This window comes from Saprospiraceae bacterium (assembly GCA_016719615.1).
Taxonomy (GTDB): Bacteria; Bacteroidota; Bacteroidia; order Chitinophagales; family Saprospiraceae; genus Vicinibacter.
Genome location: JADJYQ010000005.1, coordinates 94,641 through 113,295 on the forward strand (window position 1 = coordinate 94,641; position 18,655 = coordinate 113,295).

General features: G+C 37.3%; 12 protein-coding genes. 11 read left to right on the top strand and 1 reads right to left on the bottom strand.

Annotated elements, in window-relative coordinates:
* Positions 1 to 3 precede the first annotated feature (3 nt).
* The 11 genes from IPM92_10205 (at position 4) to IPM92_10255 (ending at position 14,871) form a co-directional block, all read left to right on the top strand.
* A complete protein-coding gene (locus tag IPM92_10205; protein ID MBK9108713.1) occupies positions 4 to 1,554 on the top strand; it encodes a hypothetical protein in 1,551 nt (516 codons plus the stop codon).
* 94 nt (positions 1,555 to 1,648) lie between these two features.
* On the top strand, positions 1,649 to 2,224 hold the full coding sequence (locus IPM92_10210; protein MBK9108714.1) for a sigma-70 family RNA polymerase sigma factor: 576 nt from the start codon (positions 1,649 to 1,651) through the stop codon (positions 2,222 to 2,224).
* Positions 2,224 to 3,057 (top strand): hypothetical protein, encoded by an 834-nt coding sequence (locus tag IPM92_10215; protein ID MBK9108715.1) that lies wholly within the window; start codon positions 2,224 to 2,226, stop codon positions 3,055 to 3,057. The genes IPM92_10210 and IPM92_10215 overlap by 1 nt, the downstream gene beginning before the upstream one ends.
* 5 nt (positions 3,058 to 3,062) lie before the next feature.
* Positions 3,063 to 4,634 (top strand): hypothetical protein, encoded by a 1,572-nt coding sequence (locus tag IPM92_10220; protein MBK9108716.1) that lies wholly within the window; start codon positions 3,063 to 3,065, stop codon positions 4,632 to 4,634.
* An 18-nt stretch (positions 4,635 to 4,652) separates the two neighbouring features.
* Positions 4,653 to 5,921, top strand: a complete 1,269-nt coding sequence (locus IPM92_10225; protein ID MBK9108717.1) for a CHASE2 domain-containing protein — start codon at positions 4,653 to 4,655, stop codon at positions 5,919 to 5,921.
* Positions 5,922 to 6,014: 93 nt separating this feature from the next.
* Positions 6,015 to 6,941, top strand: a complete 927-nt coding sequence (locus IPM92_10230) for a hypothetical protein (GenBank protein ID MBK9108718.1) — start codon at positions 6,015 to 6,017, stop codon at positions 6,939 to 6,941.
* 285 nt (positions 6,942 to 7,226) lie between these two features.
* The gene (locus IPM92_10235; GenBank protein ID MBK9108719.1) at positions 7,227 to 11,000 is read left to right on the top strand and encodes a M4 family metallopeptidase; all 3,774 of its coding nucleotides are present in this window, start codon (positions 7,227 to 7,229) and stop codon (positions 10,998 to 11,000) included.
* 340 nt (positions 11,001 to 11,340) lie between these two features.
* On the top strand, positions 11,341 to 13,485 hold the full coding sequence (locus tag IPM92_10240; protein ID MBK9108720.1) for a caspase family protein: 2,145 nt from the start codon (positions 11,341 to 11,343) through the stop codon (positions 13,483 to 13,485).
* Between the two features lie 120 nt (positions 13,486 to 13,605).
* Positions 13,606 to 13,848, top strand: a complete 243-nt coding sequence (locus IPM92_10245) for a hypothetical protein (GenBank protein ID MBK9108721.1) — start codon at positions 13,606 to 13,608, stop codon at positions 13,846 to 13,848.
* Positions 13,849 to 13,860: 12 nt separating this feature from the next.
* Complete coding sequence (locus IPM92_10250; protein MBK9108722.1) at positions 13,861 to 14,040, top strand: hypothetical protein; 180 nt, start codon at positions 13,861 to 13,863, stop codon at positions 14,038 to 14,040.
* Positions 14,041 to 14,232: 192 nt separating this feature from the next.
* Positions 14,233 to 14,871 (top strand): carbonic anhydrase, encoded by a 639-nt coding sequence (locus tag IPM92_10255; protein MBK9108723.1) that lies wholly within the window; start codon positions 14,233 to 14,235, stop codon positions 14,869 to 14,871.
* 529 nt (positions 14,872 to 15,400) lie between these two features.
* Here the strand turns inward: IPM92_10255 and IPM92_10260 are convergent.
* Positions 15,401 to 18,655, bottom strand: coding sequence for a CHAT domain-containing protein (locus IPM92_10260; GenBank protein MBK9108724.1), 3,255 nt, complete (start codon positions 18,653 to 18,655; stop codon positions 15,401 to 15,403).

Below are 18,655 nucleotides of genomic sequence, written 5' to 3' on the forward strand. Positions count from 1 at the left end.
ATCATGACCAAGTACATTTATTTCGCCGTCGCCATTTTCTTCGCAACTAGTTTAAGCGGGCAGGACCTTCATATCTATTATGATGTTCACAATGACAGCATGTGGTATATGAAAAACGGCAAACCTGTAAAAGAGTTAAAAATTAGAAAAGACAGGCAAGTCCATTTTCACCTTGTGGAATTCAATAATTATATTTATTCGGCACTGTTTGATGCAACCAATCATGCATTACCACCGGCAGAGTATGGAAGTGATAATGGAGGATTCCGTGGGTTTATGCCGCAATTGCTCAACAGCTTTTTTCCGGGCGGTGGATTGCCCTTTATGAATGTGCCCATCTTTGGAAAACTCCTGGGAGCGGTATCGGGAGCCAACCCCGAAGGCAACGCAAGAGGAGATATGGAAGATATCGCCGAATTCAAAGAAAAACTCGATGGTTTACAAATGGAAACGGAGGCCATGAATGAATTAATAACTGATATCAATTTGAGGGAAAAGGCCGTGCGAACTTTAAAAGGAAATATTGATTACATCAATACCTTGTGTAAAACACCTTCTATCGCACCATCACTTGTCAAAGAACTCGTCATGGATGTTTTTGAAGATGCGTTTATGTTGAAACAGGGGCAAACTTTTAACGTCAAGGATGTCGAAAAATTAAACGAACGATTGTTAGAAATCCCATCTTTAAGAGATTTGGCTAAAAAGAGATTGGATAATTATGTATTGAAAGTTTCAGAAGTTGGAAAAATAGTTACCAAATTAAAATCCCTGGATCATGGAATAGACGAATTATATGCCTTACTTCAGAAATTTGAAACCGACGCACCCCAAATTCTAAACCTGATGCAGAGATTGGAAGTAAGTCTTGGCGCCAATGACCTTACAGGCGGGCATCCAGAGGCCAATACTGATTACGGTCCTTATATCCAAACGTATTTCGTAAAATACATGGATCTGGCCAATAACGATTTTGCCTATACGCATAATTCGACAGCAGAAGGACGTCACCTCATTTATAGTCTGAAACTGTTCAGAAAAGACAGTACCGATTTGAATGTTGAAAACGAATCAGAGTTAAAACCTGTAAAAACCATTAAGTTAAAAATTGATACTTATGGTGAGTTTAGATTGGGAACTTCTTTTGGAGTAAATGCAATCAAATTTAATAAGGCTCCACAAAGATTTTTTGTAAAAGATAATGTAATCAGCGCAGTTGATGAAGACCAGTATGCTCCCATGTTGAGTTCCTATTTCAATTTGAGTTATTCTACGGGCGGAGCTATTACTCCGGCTTTATCTTTTGGAATGGGATTGCCATTGAGCAGTGCAGAAAGTGTTGAAGGTCTAGCATTCTTTTTTGGACCCGGAGTGTATTTGGGCAGGAAGCAAAGTATTATGATCAGCGGTGGATTTATGTTTTCTAAAGTTGAAAGACTTACCAATGGCCTTCAGGTTGGTGACGCCATAATCATAGGTGATGGTATTTTACCGGTTGAAAAGAAATTTGATACAGGTATATATTTTGGCATTGCTTACAAGATTGGAGATTAAAAATTATAAATATTAAGTGGCGGCAAGAAAATTATCCAAGCAAATAGTGCTTATAATGAATTGCGACTTGTAACATCAGATCAATTATTAAAAAATGAGCGACGTGCAAAGTAGTGTAACAAATCAAATGATCACAAATCAAGAACAGATCCAGGCGAAAATCAAAGAATTATACAAACTGTATTATTCAGATGTACAAAATTATGTTTGCAACAATAGCGGACAAGCTGAGGATGCAAGGGATTTGTTTCAGGAAATTGCGTTGAATTTTTTAAAAATGATGCAAGATGGCATTACTGATTCGATTCAAAATGAAAAATATTATCTCATGGGAATGGCGCGGAATCTCTGGTTGAAAAAAGTGCATAAGGAAAAACATACGCTTTCCTATGAGGATGTGATGCTCACCGAAAAGGCTGATGAAGCAGGAAATGAAGAGGAGAAAAATTCTTTGTTCGAACTGGTATCCAACAAATTGGCTGAAATTTCAAAGGAGTGTCAGCAAATTATTTATGAAGGATTTTACCAGAAGAAATCAAATACTGAATTGGCTGCTCTAATGGGATATACAGAACAATTTGTAAAAGTGAAGAAACACAGATGTTTGCAGGGATTAAAAAAGATCATCCTGGATTCGCCTGATTACCGCCACCTTAAAAATGCTTTTTAATGGAACCCTTACAAGAAAATTTTGACCTTCAAGAAGAAATCATTCAATATTTAAATGGCGAATTGAGTGCAGAAGCAAAGCTAGACTTTGAATCCAGGGTCAAAAATGATGATGTATTAGCCAACGAACTTCAAAATTACCGAAATATTATGAATGGAATAGAACACTGGGGAGAATCTAATCTAAGGGCTTTTATAGCACAAGTAGATCGCGATCTTGAGCAACAGCAATTTTTTACTGCAACGATACCAGCTGCGAAACCTAAGCTAATTTCATTTTTCTCTGAAAACAGGAAATTTGCGATGGCAGCGGTTTTTATAGGAATAGTGCTCTTTGCTTTTCTGCTAGTATATTTGAATAAAGAATCTGGAAAAAATTCAAATCTATATGCTGAGTTTTATCAGGCAGATGCAAACACAACGCAAACCGTTTTATCGCAACTGGATCCATATGGATTTATTCCATCCAATGTACCAATCGATTCAATTCAGTGGGCCCTTGAAAATTATCAGCAAGGAAATTATAAAGCATCTCTTTCGGTTTTTGAACGTTGTACCAATGAAGAAGGAATCCAAAATTTATGCAAATATTATGTAGCCTTGAATTATTTGGGCCTGGACGACGCCAACAAAGCCACAAGCATTTTAAATGATTTATGTGCTTCACCCAACCATGAGCTCAAAACGGGTGCATGCTGGTACCTGGCTTTAACTTTGATTAAACTTGACAAAGAAGATTCCAGAATTCCTACTTTGCTCCATGAAGTTAGGGCTGACCGGGATTCACCATTTTCCAGGGACGCGGAGAAATTACTCGCGCAATGGATTAACTAATGGCCATGTATAACAGTAAAAAATTTGTCTTTATTTATTATTGCTGTATTAGTTTCTTATGGGTCGGTTGTCAAGCTGTCTTTTCTCAAAATAAAACTCCTGAGTACCTGACAAGCATACTCCAAAAACTTTACGAAAACTCAGGATATCCAAATATTAAAAAGCCTAACATCAAAGTTGTAGGCAGTAAAGAATTTGCTGCAAGGTATGTTCCGCTGAAAAATGAAATTCAATTGGAGGATACGCTGATCCAAATTTGCAGATCTTTTGGTAAAGATTCTTCAAATGCCCTTGCCTTTATTATTGCACACGAATACAGTCACGCCATCCTGGAAAAAAATCATACGGATGGACCTTCCCATTTTGTGCAAGTACATTGCACGCAGACCGGAAAAGCCATCAATGAATTCACTTCCGATATTTATGGATTGTTTATAAGTTACTTAAGTGGGTACCAATCAGGACGCGTGCTCGAAGCATTATTAAAACAGGTTTATTTAAGTTATCATATTTCATATGAAGGAAATACCGTTTACCCTTCCATGCGTGAACGATTGCGTGGCCAAAAAATACTTTACGAACGTATTTTGCCATTTCTCTATTTATTCGATGCAGCCAATATCCTCACGGTTAAAGGATACCATGAACTTGCAGCAGCTTGTTATGAGCGCATTTTAAAAATTTACAGAGGTACCGAAATTTACAACAATCTCGGAGTGGTCTACACTTTGCGCGCACTGGAAAATTTTAATGAGGAATTGGATTATTATGCCTACCCAATTGAGTTGGATTTCAATACCGGACTCAAAAAGATTAAAAAAAGCCGGGGCCCAATGACAGGAGAGATGAGAGCAGATCGAAAAAAATGGTTAGATATGGCAAAAACCAAATTTCAGGAAGCACTGGTGATAAATAAACATTATAAACCTGCCCATATTAATTTCGCTTGCGCAATGATGTTGAATGGTGAGTACACAAATTCTTTAAAATATATCCAATCACTGAAAGTCAGCAAAAAGGAGTTTGCAAAAAACAGACAAGTTGACCTGCTAACCGGAATTAATTATGCCCTGATGGCAGATGGCAGATCTCAGTTTTACTTTAAGGAAGCATTGAAGGCTAAGGATCTAAAAGTGAATTCCTATGCAAAGCATAATTTAAAAGTATTAAAAGGTGAAAGACTGGGAAAGGTTAACGAAAAAATGTCAATGGTGAATTGTGAACAATGGAAAGTTAAGGATGAAGTGACGACAAATGAGAAATCAATAATCTGGACAACAGACACGATTGGATTTGAATTTGAAAATAAATGGACCACATTTCAAATTCCCAGAGGGGGAAAAATGGGATTCTACAACTTTAGTTATGAATCAATTCCATTGTTGAGGCTCCAATTTAATTCAATTCAGCAGGATCATGCATTGAAACACGGCAAAATCTCTTCAAACAGCCCAAATTTAAAATGGATAGAAGGTTCGCAAGGATCTTTTGTTGAGTGCGAAGCTTCCGGTTATTTATATTTGCTGGAGAATCAGAACCGGAATTTAAAGAGTATCGAACTCAAGATTTTCGAGTAAGTCATTAATGTTATATTTTTGAAAAAACATACAATTGTTCACGGGTTTATCTATGCTTTGGGTAGTCTTCTGATTATCTTTATTTTGCATCATTTGCCCGTCAATCAATTGTTTATTGATCCTTTCAGCGAAGCTATAAAAGGCCATGATTTGATGGATATCGCCATTTCTAAATTCAGGAACCATGGTAGTCCTGAACTTTATGACGATCGAATTTTAATCATTAATTCCGGGGTCACGGATCGCCAAAAAGTTGCCCAAACGATTGATTATTTGAGCTCTACTCAAGTTAAAGCTATAGGAATTGACTTATTGTTTGATAGCTTATATTATAATCGAGATGATACCATTTTGCATGAGGCCCTATTGCAGTCTAAGTCGGTGGTTCTTGGCTTTACATTTAATGAAGGAAGTACTCACGATAATTCGGAAATGGGTTTACAATCTGACTCCTTTTTAAGTGCGTATTCGCATTCCGGCTATGTAAATCTTGCTAGTAATGATGGTTTCTCCGTCAGGGCTTTCGAACCCTTTCACTTGATTGATGGAATAGAGTATAATTCATTTTCAGTTGAGATATGTCGGTTATACAGTGAAGAACTTTTGACTTCATTGAAGACTCGAAAAAATCAGAAAGAATGGATCAATTTTAAAAGGCTTCAACCGGGAGCTCAGAATATGTATTATCCGGTCAATAGCTCCAAGATGATTCATTATGATCTCCTGGAGATGGAGCAATTTCTAAGTGATACGGCCAATTATGAAAAAAGTCAGTTTGCAAATAAGATTGTACTGATTGGATTTTGCGGCGAAAATGAGAAAGCCCTTTCTATGAAAGACAGATATTATACTCCTTTAAATGAGCAATACACTGGTCGTTCACTGCCTGATATGCATGGAGTTGTCGTACATGCCAATATCATTTCGATGATTCTCGATAAAGACTTTATTTACGATGTTTCAATAAAAATGATTTATTTGTTATCATTAATATTATTCTTATTCAACTATTCTGTTTTTAAAATATTACATCATTATAATTTTTTCAGGTCATTGCCCTATATCCGTTTTTTGCAAGTGGTGGAGTTTTTTATCATTCTTGCTATTTGCCTGTTTTTATTGCTCAACCTGAATATCAAACTTGGATTTACATTTTTAGCTACTTGTGTCATTCTTTCCTATGAATTCTATGAAATTTACGAGCAAAAACTCAAAGAAAACGTCCAAATAGTCATTGATGAACTAGCATTGTGGACGCAAAGGAGCCGTCTCATTTCAAAAAGCTAGGCGACTGGGGCTTTGCCAAATAATTTTGTTTTAACTTTGGGGACCCTGATAACCAAGCCGGATTAAATCGTACTCATAATAAACAGCTTTAACATGCGGGTACTCACTCTTTTAGGAATTTTATTCTATTTTACCGTCCAGGCCAATGGCCAGGACATTATGGCAGTGCATATCCAAGGCCAGGTTAGGGTCTGTAATCATGGAGATGATGAGACTAAAGCCAAATCATTAAATTTTGGGCCGGTGAATGCGAATCAAAAACTCATTTTAGGTCAAAATGCTGTGGTCCGGTTTATACGGAAGACAGGAGAACATTGCGAAGTCACAAAGGCAGGTGTTTATAATATTTCTTCGTTAAATTTTTTAAAAACTTCCGAAAGTTCTTTTATGAGCAAACTGGGAGGGTTTATTAAATCTTTTCTAGAAGCCAAACATTCTTCAGAATCGAAGGAGAGTTATAAAAATACTGTCCATGCGATCTCTAGAGGGGACCAAATGTTACCCATCTTAAATTTCCCTTTTACCGGAATTTTACCAGCTGAATTGACGTCGATAGATTTTAAATGGACGCACCTGTGTGATACCTGTGTATATGAGCTGGAAGTTTATGAAATGGCAAGTAAAAGCAAATTATTCTCTGCAAAAACCGCGCAGAAGGAATACAAATTTTTAAATCCCTTACAGTATTTGCTAGCTGAAAACGAGTATTATTGGACGGTTCGCGTAGTAAATAGCAAAGCGGATGTGAATGCCATGACTTTTAAATTGGCGGCCACTAATGAATACCAATTGATAGTTGACGAATTAATGCAACAAGTCCAAAGTACCGACATTCCATTGCAAAATTTGCCAAAAACAATGTATATCATGAAATCTTTGGAAGAAATGGGTTTTGAAAATTATGCTATGATTTATGGCATGAAAGTGTTGGAAGAAAATCCAAATGATGAAATGATGAAAGTATTTATTGTTTCATATTACGAATCCCTGCTTAAGAGGCAACTAGAATCGCAGTATTGAATGCACATTTAATTGCAATGAATCGCAGGTTCAGCCTCGGATGAATGCTCCTGATTCCCTTGAAACTTAGATTCAGGTAATAACTTATCTTTCGATTTGAAAATTATTGGATTCAACGACAATTTGGATTCATTTTTGATGAGAAGTTGTATCTTTAATCTAATTAGGCTGATGGTTTAAGTATTATTTGAATATTTTAATATAAAATAGCCAAATTTTATTTGCATTTCATGATAGCCTTGTTTTAAAGATCCGGAGGTCCCAAATTAAATAATGATCCATCATATGAGCACAAATTTTCAAAATTTTACATCTAAAAGCGGACTGTTCGTTTTCATGATTTGTTTGGGTATGTCCTTATTTGCAAGTGCTCAGCAAAAGTCAGGAAATGAAAACATATTAAAAATTAAAAGGAATTTAGACAATTTATCGACTTATGCACTTCCGGAAAGTAGCTTAGAACGTTTAAAGTTTCAGTATAAAGTGGAATCTGCTGATGCTGCCGGAGTTCCAACTAAATTTTCTTGTACACATCGCGATATTTCTGAAAAAACAGATATTACCGTTCTTTGGGCCCAGCGACTTCCAATGTTATTAGGTTTCCATCAAAAATCCGGGATTGGATTTGTTGGTAGTCATAAAGCTTTAGATAAGATGGGTAATTTCCATTTAAAGTACAACCAACTTTTTGGAAACTATCAGGTGTTAGGCAGTCAATATTTTGTTCACCTGTATGAAGCTAATAAAGTAATGGCTCATGGAAAAATTTTAGTTCCACCTTCGGAGATTTTACCCCTTGTAAAATCTGAGCAATTGCCTGATTTTATTAAAAAATATTTTAAAGAAAATAATAAGATCTTTATTCAAGATCCTGAAAGTGCACAGGCATTGAGTATAAAAGAGGTGGTTTTGAATTATTGGCTAAATCCAGAGGATTCAACATGGTATCTCGTTTATAAGACAAACATTTTATGGAATGATCTAGAATCCTGGACATTGTTGATCGATTCGGAATCTGGTTTAGTACTAAAAGCTAGTGCTCAACATTGCGGCTTTCTGCATGGACATGAAAAGCCAATAGTGAATAAATGCAATTTATACCTGGAGTCGAATGAACGAAAACATCATTGTGATGCCGCAGCGCTAAACGAATCAGACGCAATGTTTATGGGGGCAGAAACAACGACTGCCGCCGATTTGAATGGAGTTAATCAGACCATGCAAGTTTGGCGGGATGGATTGGATCTATACTGTATTGATGGCAGTAAACTGATGTTTCAAGCTGGCTTATTTCAACTTTCTAATCCCGTAGGTGCGATCTGGACGGTAGATGCTATGAATTCAGGAAATCCCGTTCCCAATCAAATAAAAACCAGAACAAATACCTGGGCACAAGTGGCGGTTTCTGCACATGTTCATGCGGGCAAAGTATATGATTACTTTTTAAATACCTTTAACCGCAATTCAATTGACGGTCTTGGCGGAACCATACGATCGTTCGTTAATTTCGGTACGAATTATTCTGGTGCTTTTTGGTCTGGTGGAACCATTTATTACGGAAATGGTAATGCCTCCAAAGGCTATTTGCAATTTGCGAAAGGTCTGGACATTAGTGCACATGAAATTTCGCATGGTGTTATTGATGCAACAGCAGGATTGGAATACGATGCAGAATCAGGTGCTATTAATGAATCATTTGCCGATATTTTTGCAACAATGGTCGATCGGGACGATTGGACTTTGGGCGAAGATATCATAGTTCCGGGTCATCCAATTAGACCTTCAGGCGTGGAGCGAAATATGGCAAATCCGGGCCAAGGACTTCCTAAAGATAGTTTTCGTTTGGCATGGCAACCCATGCATGTTAATCAACAGTACAAAGGTTTGAATGATGGTGGTGGAGTTCATTGGAACAGCGGTATTCCCAATCATGCATATTATTTGTTTGTACAAGGATTAATGAGTCAAGCAGGAAGTGAAGAGGCAGCTAAAAAGATAGCTGAACAAGTATATTATCATGCCCTGTTATATTATGTAACCAGGCAGTCAAGTTTTGTCGAATTAAGATCGGCTATCGAACAATCCTGCAGAGATTTATATCCATCAAATGTTCAAGTGGGTCAACAGGCCTCGAATGCATTTGAAAGCGTTGGCATACTCACAGGAGCTGAAGTAGGAGGTGGTGTTTTTGATATTTCCGAAACTGACCTTACGGCAAATCCGGGAACAGAATTTGTGGTATGTACCCGATTCAATCAGAATGCAAATCGGAACGAAGGCGTGTTTCTAAGAAATATGTCTTCGCAGAATTTGGTACAATTGAGTAATCAAAATATTATCAGTAAACCCACAGTGACAGATAATGGTAGTGATATTTATTTTGTCGCTACTGATTTTAAAGTTTATAAACTTAGTTATAATCAAAGTCTTGGCAACTATGAGCAAAGTATTTTGCTCAATTCGCCGATATATAGAAATGTAAGTGTGTCTAAAGATGGGAGATTCCTGGCTTTGCTGGAATCACCTGCTCAAAACAACAATCAAATCAAAATTAAGGATCTTATTGCTGGGACTGAAAAAACTTTTATCATCAGTAATCCGGTCTTGCAAACGGGAATTAGTAGTTCAACAGTAACCCAAATCAGTTCGATGGATTTTGATCCAAGTGGAAGATATTTATTATATGATGGATTAAGTACTTACAACATCGTGAACGGCACGATATTTCAACAATGGGATTTAGGGGTGCTTCGATTTTGGGATGCTGCAAATGATCAATTTGGAGATGGTGCTATTGAAAAAATTTTTAGAGCACCTTTGGCTGATGTACAAAATGATGTCATTTATCATTTTAGAAATCCAGTATTTGCAAAAAATTCACCTTATGTGATGGCGTTCGATTTTTATCTTGGAAATTTCCAAAATCAAAAATATATCAATTCAGATGCAATCGTTGCTGCAAATGTAGAAAAAGGAGAATTGAAATACATCCAACAGTCGAGAGCGGGTTTAGCATATCCAAGTTATTCCATTAAAGATGATAGTTTGAGTTTTGATGATGGTTTTCAAATAGCCAATCGACCATCCAGGATTCAAACAGTCGGACTCAGTGCTAGTAAGCTGGATTCTTTAGGAACTTCCCTTCGCCTGATGAGTGGTTATCGATGGGCCAACCGTTTTGGAAATGGAATACGAAAATTGACCAATGACATACCTAAAGCCGTTGAAGATCTATTTAGTACAGACGAAGACCAGACATTGAATGGATCTGTTGCAACGAATGACATTCCTGGAAGGGATCAACCTTTTACCTGGAAACTTTTAGGGGTCAATGGAGGCGCTCAGTATGGCATGTTGAATATGGGTTCAGATGGTTCTTTTAGCTATGTTCCCTTTCAAAACTATCATGGGCAGGATGCATTTAGCTATGAAGTTTGCGATGCAGATCAAGAATGTTCTAATGCTCTGGTAATGCTTACCATTCGTTCTGTCAATGATGTACCTCTTGCTATAGATGATGCGGCTTCTACAAAACAAAATGTAAATCTGACCGGAAATGTGGCCTTAAATGATCAGCAAAGTGGCGATGGAGGCAATATCTGGAAACTCGAAATACCCAATGGCGGAGCTACAGGAGGTTCCGTAAATTTGGATCAAAATGGTCAATACCTATATACGCCTAACACAAATTTTTGGGGTTCTGATCAATTCGCTTATTCTTTATGTGATGCAGACCAGGATTGTTCACCGGCTATTGTAAAAATAACAGTAGAGCAAATCGTTGGAAACAATCAAGTTCAAGCGAATTCCGAATTTAAGATATTTGCAAATCCTGTAAAGGAAAAATTGATTCTGATGATGGACGAACCACTGAAGGAAGGATTAAATTGTACTATATTTGATATTCTTGGAAAAAATGTATCTCAAAAGCAGTTCATAAATGGATCAGCAGGACTAAGGTTTTTAGAAATGAATGTTTCTGCATTAAAAACCGGATGGTACGTGGTACATGTGGCGGGAAATAATATTCAGTATGTTGGAAAATTTGTAAAAAAATAAATGGGATTGGATTATGGAGTAAAGATTATAGATTATGGAGCAAGGATAATGGAGGATGGATGATGGAGTATGGATAATAGAGTATAGATGATGGATTATGGATTAAGGATAATGGAGGATAGATGATGGAGTATGGATAATGGAGTATAGATGATGGATTATGGAGCAAGGATTATGGATTATAGATCAAAGATTTTGGATTTAGGGTTATGAAATTAATAAATCATGTTCATCATAAACATCCTGCAATCCTAGTCAATACTTGTTTAATCCTAATCCACTGAAGACTTTGTGTGATCTCTTAATTAACAGTTGTTAGTAACATATAGTACGAAATAAAATGGGGGTAATAATTCGTCTTTGTTTACAGTGGGTATTGATTCTCTGGGTCATTGACTTATATGCACAAACGAAGGGTGTAAGTACCGTTGGAGCTGCGGCAACGCAAGTAACTGGAAAAACTTACGCGCTGGTTGCTGGGATATCTGATTATCAGGATCCAACCATTCCTGATTTGAAATTTGCGGATAAAGATGCAAGTGCATTTGCAGCGTATTTAAAAAGTCCGGGCGGCGGTGGACTTAACGAAGATCAAATGAAAGTTTTGTTAAATAATCAGGCAACTTTAGGGCAATTTGCTTCTGCTTTGGATTGGTTGCTTGAAGTTTGTAAGGAAGGAGATCGCGCGATTATTTATTTTTCAGGCCACGGTGATGTTGAACGCAAAACAGTTTCGCAACCTGGTTTCTTATTATGCTGGGATGCTCCCGGACGCGTTTATATGTCGGGTGGGGCCTTTGGACTTGCTTATCTTGAAGAAATCATCAACACACTTTCAACACAAAATAAAGTTAAAGTATTGATGGTAGCAGATGCTTGTCATTCTGGTAAATTATCAGGCAGTCAGATTGGAGGGACACAAGCCACTGCAGCCAATATGGCCAGACAATATGCAAATGAAATAAAAATCCTTTCCTGTCAGCCAACTGAATTTTCGCTGGAAGGCGAACAATGGGGTGGTGGTCGCGGGGTTTTTAGTTACCATTTAGTGGATGGCTTAACAGGCTTGGCAGATCAAAATTCGGATGCCAGTATTTCTCTTCTGGAAATAACGCGATATCTGGAAGACCGCGTCATCCAGGAAGTTGCTCCCCAAAGTCAAAATCCAGTAATTCTTGGAAACAAGACCGATAAATTAGGTATCGTGGATCAAGCTGCTTTGGCGCAACTGAAGAAAAGTAAGGAAGGCCAGGTAGTTGCCTTCGTTAAAACAGAAAGCAGAGGACTTGAAGACGAAATACTCTCGCGGGTGGATTCAATGGTAAAACTAAAATATCTTCGATTTAAGGAAAAGCTGTCACAAAAATCTTTCTTTATTCCGAAATCAGATTGTGCAGATTACTATTATAAAGCCCTGGAATCGGATACTAGTCTCGGTTCTTTGCATAACGCAATGCGAAGAAACTATGCAGCAGCTTTACAAGATGATGCGCAACAAGTATTAAATCGATTTTTGCGATCTGAAATGATGGAATTGAGTTTGTCAAAAAGATCTGCTATAGAAAAATATTCTGTTTACCCTTCCTATCTGGAAAGAGCAGGAGAATTGCTGGGACAGGACCATTATATGTTTCCAATCTTGGCAGCCAGAAAGCATTTTTTCGAAGCCTATCTTTTGCATTTAAATAATAAGAATAAGAATGAAGAAATTGGACGCCAGGTATTGCAAAAACTCGAACAGGCATCCAGGTATCAGGCAGATATGCCTCATATTTATTGGGCTATGAATTTTGCTTATGGATTTAATCTGGCCAGAATTGATTCTGCTGAAATTTTTACAGAAAAAGCGATTGCACTCAATCCTTCCTGGCAACTCCCTTATGCCAATCTTGTTTTTATGTTTGCCGACAGATTGGGAAAAATGGATAAAGCAAAAGAGTATTTGGATAAATTAAATGCGATTGATTCCAACTCACTAGTTGCCTTATATTCAAATGCTATTTATTATGATGTACTCAAAAAACCCAAAATTGCTGAATCTTATTTGTTTCGGGTTTTGGAAATGGATTCATCGCATTTATCTGCACACAATTTATTAGGGAATTTCTACCTCAATAATAATCAAATGGAATTGGCCAAAAAGCATTATTCAAAAGCCATTTCCATCGACCCTGAATATCCGATGGCGCATTCAAATTTAGGTTATGTTCATTACGTATTGGGCGATAAGAAACTTGCAGAATCTGAATTTAAAACGGCCTATTCTCTGGATCCCTATGGTCCCTTTTTTAATTACAATTTAGCCTGCTTTTATGCCGGTGAGGAAAACAAGGAAAAGGCATTTGATTATCTGGAATCGGCCATCATTAATGGGTGGAATGACTATAAATATCTGCAAATAGATGAAATCTTAGATTTGTTAAGGAAAGATGCAGAAAGATGGTCAGATTTGATGAAGAAATATTTCCCGGATTTACATAAATAGCGGAAAATTTTAGAAATGAGCTTAAAAATTGATAACCAAACATAAAATTAGGTACATTAGTGTATAGGATTCAATTCATATTATTAAACTTATTATTTACAAATTAAAACAAAATTTTTTATGAAAGCTTTTATGATCAAAAGTGCATGTTTATTTTCCGCATTTGCTATGGTAACACTTAGCTCAGGCATTTCAGCTCAAGGCACACCAACAAAAACCAATGTAGCGTCTGCAACAGCTGACTATACGAAAGTAACACCAACCACTAAAAAAGGTGAAGTTACTCGCGAAACCGATTGTATTGATTTGTTTGTTAACAAAGGTTGCGTAAAGTATTCTGTATCTGTGCCCGGTGAAAACTAAAAATCACCGAATGTGATTCAAGTTTGTGCAAATGAAAATGCTACGGATGTTAAAAAAGTCGATATCTGCAGACCAGGCGCAACGAAAATTACCGTTAAGTATGAAAAAACAGATGACGGTGCTGTTATAAGCTTTGTTCCAAGAAAACCTAACAAGAAAGTACAGGTAAATAAGGAAATGCAAAAGCAATAATCAGCGTTTAAATTTTAAAATTTTAATGACCAGTCCAAATTCAGTTTTGGGCTGGTTTTTTAATTTTATGCCATTTGTATTGGTTGTTTTTTAATGGAATTTAAAGGGTCCTTGTTATTGGAATTTTAGGAAGGTGTAGACTATAATTGAAGATGGTTATATTTACCAAAATTTTCTCAAAACATTTCATGCATGAGATACGAACAAATATTCAGAAACAACGAGATCTGGATTCAGGAAAAACAAGGCACAGACAGTGAATTTTTTCAAAAACTAGCTTCCGGCCAAAATCCGGATTATCTCTTTATAGGCTGCAGCGATAGTCGAGTGACCGCCGAAGAATTAATGGGCGCAGAACCTGGCGATGTATTTGTTCACCGCAATGTTGCGAATCTGGTGCCGAATAACGATAACAATTCTGCGGCTGTAGCTGAATATGCCATTGTTCATTTGAATGTAAAACACATTATCGTTTGCGGTCATTATTTGTGTGGTGGGGTCAAAGCGGCCATGGTGAGTTCAGATTTGGGTATTCTAAATCCCTGGCTACGGAATATCAGAGATGTCTACCGGCTCCATAAGGAAGAACTCGGTTCTATCGAGGATGAAAATGCACGTTATGACCGGCTGGTTGAATTAAACGTGCAAGAGCAATGCGTCAATATCATCAAAATGGCAAGTTGGCAAAAGAGCTATTTGGCAACAGGCAGACCCTCGGTGCACGGATGGGTGTTTGATGTCAAAAGTGGGAAATTGATCGACCTCAGAATCAATTTTAACAAAGTCCTGGAATCAATCCGCGAGATCTACGATTTGGGTACGCATAAGTGAGATTAGAGCGAAAAGCGAAAAGCGAAAAGCGAAAAGCGAAAAGCGAAAAGCGAAAAGCGAAAGCGAAAAGCGAAAAGCGAAAAGCGAAAAGCGAAAAGCGAAAAGCGAAAAGCGAAAAGCGAAAAGCGAAAAGCGAAAAGCGAAAAGCGAAAAGCGAAAAGCGAAAAGCGAAAAGCGAAAAGCGAAAAGCGAAAAGCGAAAAGCGAAAAGCGAAAAGCGAAAAGAATTTAGCAAGTAAAGGTAGTAAAATTAGTTCAAAAATAATGCAATTATTTGTGAACTAACATTCGTTAGTTTTTTTTTAAAAGCCTAAAAGCCTAAAAGCCTAAAAGCCTAAAAGCCTAAAAGCCTAAAAGCCTAAAAGCCTAAAAGCCTAAAAGCCTAAAAGCCTAAAAGCCAAGCAGACTTCTTCCTACAAGCCTACGAAATGAAGTTTTCGGTTTAATCAAACAAACTCTCAGACTAACAGACTAACAGACTAACAGACTCCCAGACTCCCAGACTAACAGACCTCCTCCAACAATCCACTTCATTGCACCAACACAAAACCAGCCCATTGGTGGGCTTCATATCCCTTGTCTCTCATAAATTTTTGGGCTGTATAAAAAGCAGCAGGAATGGTCATGTAATCTAACAGCCAATTTTTATAAAATTCCTGCATTAAAATATAGGTTGATAAATCTGGTACTTTCCACAAGCTCATGATGAGATGTTTGACGCCTGCAACCCTAAACGCGCGTTGCAAACCGTACACGCCTTCGCTGCCTCTGATATCGCCCAGTCCAGTTTCGCAAGCGGACAGAACGACCAGTTCCGTATTTGATAAATTTAGCTGGCTGATTTCATATGCAGTTAAAATGCCATCTTCCTGATGGGATGGAATATTTTTGCCCTGCCAGGCTGCATTGCCGCCCGATAAAATGAGTCCGGATCGGAACATGGGGTTTGCACTGGTTATAAATATTGGTTCTTGCGATTTTTCCGGACTCGATATGTTATTGGTCCTGTTAACAGATTTTGTTTTCGTTTGGTAAAAATATCCATGCGTCGCTAGTTGAATGATTTGCGGAGATTCTTGTCCGTCTTGTCCAAAACTTTTAAAATTAGCTTCTGTGGCCTCAGGTCCTTTTTGAAGTTGCACGTTTATTCCAGCTTTTAACATAATGACGCGTATTGAATCCACTTCTTTTTCTGTCCCCGGTAAATATCCCCAGGACTCAAAATTTTCAGAATCAGGTACAACATTTTGAGCAGCTTGCTGAATATTGGGATTCTGCTCCTGAGTCAAATCCAGTGAAGCCTCATAATCTATGCCACCAAGCAATAAAGCATTTTTATTCGGGCTGTAAATCTGAATAGTTGAAGCCAATTGTCTTGTGCTGTTTACATTGATCATCTCATAACGGTCGGAAAGTATTTCAATTGGGTTTACCGGGATGGCATTTATATTAAATCTATGTAATACTCCCGAAGGAGAGTAATACACAGTTTTAACATTTTTCAAAACAGAATCCAAAGGTTCCCAAATGAGTTCATATAAATCAGGTTTTTTCTGGCTTAGCTTTTTCTGAGCGCCTCTGTGACTTTTATATAAACTTGAAATGATTTCTGATTGAAATTCTGCATTGGTGGGCATTAAACTTGCCAGGGCTCTTTCTTCAAAAAGAGGAATAAACTGCGGACTTTTTAGACTTTTTTTGATGACGATCGCAGCATATTGAATGGAATTATTTACAGTATCAGTAATATCCTTAAAGTGAATAAATTCTATGGCCGCTTCGGTTTCACTAAGCGCATTCTGTATTTTCTCCCATTTTATACTTTCGTACGCTGATGTAAAACCGTTAAGCAGTTTTCTCAAATCTTTTTCAAGGACGTTGGCTTCATCCTCCCACTGGGTGATATATTTTGCTTGACTATCTGGATCGAGATATGCTCTTCCTAAGGCTCTTTTTAAATTCTTAAGCTTTGCATTTAATTTTAAAGATTCTGATGAGACGGAGGCAAGTTTGTTGAGTTGAATGGCTGAAGTCAACAAAAATCCTTTATAAAACAAATTATTATTCAATACAAATGCTGATAAGTTGCCTTTATCTTTGAGTTGTTTGTTTCTATGGAGTATATAATTGCCGAGTTTATCAGAACGCTGTTGAAATGATTGTGTAAAGTGCTCCAATTCTTTTTCCGTTAGAAATCCGGCAGCTGTGGAGAGTCGTTCCTGATCGGCTTCACTTAATTCACTAAAAAGAGGATCGGAAGCGCTGTATTTTTTTTGCAACTCATAGAATTCTCCAAGTTGATCTAAGCTTTTTAAATACAAGGCATGTTTGTTGCCGAGTATTTTTTCTTTTATTTTTTTGGCTTGTAAAAGCAGAGGTTCCGCCTTGTCATATTGGCCCAAATCAAAATGTAGGTTCCCTAACAATTCAAGACTTTCCGCATATCGGTAGTGGTCTTTTCCCAAATTCTGTTTATAAATGACTGATGCTTCTCTAAAATGTTGTTCAGCTTCATTGCAATAGCCCAATTGTATTTCCAACAATCCCAATTGACTCAGGCCATCTGCAAATAAAGTGTTTGATTTGCCAAAAACGGAATCACAAAATTGTAAAGTAGACTTACAATGACGCATGGCAATATCAAAACTGTCAAGTGCGATGTAAACAGCTGTAAGATGATTCAAGGTTTCAACATATTCTTTTTGATATGTTGGTAAATTTTTTGCTCTTACAAGGATGGCTTCTTTATATACGGGCAAAGCTTCAAGAGGTTTGTTGATTTCTCTATAAGTATTTGCTAAATGATTTAAACCAATACCATAGACGGAATGTAGTGAGCCCAGAACCATTTTTCGACCCGCGATGACTCGTTTGTATAAGTTGATAGCTTTGTCTGTATCACCTATTTCTTTGTATAATCCGGCGAGATTTTCCAGGCTTCCTAAAGTTAACATATGTGTTTCGCCAAATGTTTCTTTGCGCAATTCCCAGGCTTCCAGATATACATCTTCTGCATTTTCATAATTTCCAATTTCTTTATATAAAGAGGCCAGATTTCCAAGTGAAATGGTATAAATCAAACTGCGTTTACCGGGATTTCTTGCTCTGATAGCCAAAGCTTTCTTGAGTTTTACCAATGCTTCTTCAAAGTTTCCGGTTTTTTTAAATAGCAGGGCTTGATTACTTAAGGTGTTTGCTATTTGTGGATGCAGGGTGTCTGCATTTTTTAATTGCTTGGTATATGCCTCCATAAAAACCACTTCAGCTTTCTTAAATTCTTCCAGGTCCATATAAGCAAGTCCAAGGCTATTCAGGCATTCAATATAGGAGGAATCTGTGTTGCTTACAGTCTTTATTAGGATTTCTTTCTGTTCCTTAAAGGAAAATAAGGCTTTTTCAAAAGCATTCATTTCGCGATACATCAGTCCCATTTGGTAAATCGCGTTGAGATATAAAGGATGATTTTTACCGATCGTATTTGCCCAGATTTCTTTGGAATTTGAATACCATAAAACGGCGCTGTCAAAATCTCTTTTACGACGATAAATTCTTGCGCGATTAAAAAAACAATTGCCCAGCAGCGTATGAGGAGATGGCAAAGAGTCACGGACTAATTGTTCTGCAGTATTCGTTAAGTTTTGTGCTTCGCGGTAAAGCTCATTGTCTAAACATTTCAGGGATGCATTGATCAGTAAATCGAATTGGTGTTTGATAAGTGAGTCAGTATGTTGGGAAAAACCTGATGGAGCGTATATCAGACAAAGCAATAGCAAAAAAAATTTCAT